The organism is Pantoea stewartii subsp. stewartii, assembly GCF_008801695.1.
Lineage (GTDB): Bacteria > Pseudomonadota > Gammaproteobacteria > Enterobacterales > Enterobacteriaceae > Pantoea > Pantoea stewartii.
The window spans coordinates 1-655 of record NZ_VZPF01000214.1; the positions used below are offsets into that span (position 1 = coordinate 1).

General features: G+C 49.3%; 1 tRNA gene and 1 rRNA gene. Both read left to right on the top strand.

Going from position 1 to position 655, the window contains the following annotated elements:
- A 16S ribosomal RNA gene (locus F7Q90_RS25800) occupies positions 1 to 219 on the top strand; the annotation flags it as partial.
- A 163-nt stretch (positions 220 to 382) separates the two neighbouring features.
- Positions 383 to 458 (top strand) — tRNA-Glu (locus tag F7Q90_RS25805).
- Positions 459 to 655 lie beyond the last annotated feature (197 nt).

The window sequence follows — 655 nt, forward strand, 5'->3', positions numbered from 1 at the left end:
ACTCCGTGAAGTCGGAATCGCTAGTAATCGTGGATCAGAATGCCACGGTGAATACGTTCCCGGGCCTTGTACACACCGCCCGTCACACCATGGGAGTGGGTTGCAAAAGAAGTAGGTAGCTTAACCCTCGGGAGGGCGCTTACTACTTTGTGATTCATGACTGGGGTGAAGTCGTAACAAGGTAACCGTAGGGGAACCTGCGGTTGGATCACCTCCTTACCTGAAGATACCTTCGTGCGCAGTGCTCACACAGATTGTCTGATAGAAAAGTAATGAGCAAAGCGTCTACGCGTTGGGGTGCGGTAACAATAACTATTGTCGCCTGATTATCTAATCTCACCTTCACGTGAAATAACCCGTGTCTGTTGCACAAAGATTTCACGTCCCCTTCGTCTAGAGGCCCAGGACATCGCCCTTTCACGGCGGTAACAGGGGTTCGAATCCCCTAGGGGACGCCACTTGCTTGGTGACAGGTGAAAGGTGTTGCCGATATATCTTAAAGACGACTTGCGAGTCGTGTTTAAGATATTGCTCTTTAACAATCCGGAACAAGCTGAAAATTTGAAACGACGCACGTCGTGTTCCTCCGTAATAAGGAACACAGCACGATGCGTTCGGGTCTCTCAAAAGCTTACAGCTTACAAGCAACTGTTAT